The organism is Clostridium zhoujianii (assembly GCF_051590805.1).
Taxonomy (GTDB): domain Bacteria; phylum Bacillota; class Clostridia; order Clostridiales; family Clostridiaceae; genus Clostridium.
Window position 1 is genome coordinate 1 of record NZ_JBPUTF010000012.1, and the last position, 939, is coordinate 939.

Genomic DNA, 939 nt, shown 5'->3' on the forward strand with positions numbered 1-939 from the left:
GGATTGTCACTTAAGCGACTTCCTTATCTTATCACCAAGCTAGAATCTTGTCAACAACTTTTTTAAGTTGCTTGCTTAAGTTTCTTTTCTCATCTGCTGAGCTACCTTAGCGACGAGATTTATCTTACCATATGATTTAATATCAAACTATAATAATAACCTTATTAAATAAATTTATTTCTATATTTCTTTATTTTTCATTGTTTTTCTCTATTATATATATATTGATACACTAGGTATAGTTTCTCTATATTTATCCTGAAATAACTATTAATTTTATATCACTTCCTATAATAAATAACTATTAAGCTTAAATAATATTTCTTTAATATTCAGTAATAAAATCTTCTTTCTTTATAAAATCATAGATTATTAAACCACAAAAATAACCTCTATATTCAACTTACTATTAAAATAATAATTGTCTTAATATTAGTGTAAGACAATATTTAATATCTTGGCTATAAGCATATTACTTATGAATTAGCCTTTTTATATAATCTAATTCTTGGATTTTAGATTGAATATATCTAAAAGTTCTAAAAAATTAAATATAATCAAAGAAAATAGATCGATAAATATTGAAAATACAAGTTTTTTAGCAAAGACTCTACCAAAATAATATGAACTAAAAGTAAATACTATGGCAAAATATTTATCTCTATCTTAATTATTTAGAGAAAAGTTAAATTATCATAGTAACCAGAAGAGTTTGTTAGAATATTTTTTATAGAGAATATTACTTTAATCACTTCCTGTCGATACACTCCTGAAATATAATTTTATAAAACAAAAAAAGGATAGTATTAACTATCCTTTTTACTTACCTAGCAACGTCCTACTCTCCCACACAGTCTCCCATGCAGTACCATCGGCGCTGTAGAGCTTAACTTTCCTGTTCGGAATGGAAAGGAGTGTTTCCTCTACGCCATCATCACT

The 939-nt window shown here is 25.6% G+C and carries 1 rRNA gene; it reads right to left on the minus strand.

Annotation, left to right across the window (positions count from 1 at the left end):
- Positions 1 to 825: 825 nt before the first annotated feature.
- Positions 826 to 939, minus strand: a 5S ribosomal RNA gene (rrf, locus tag ACSYT2_RS18530); the annotation flags it as partial.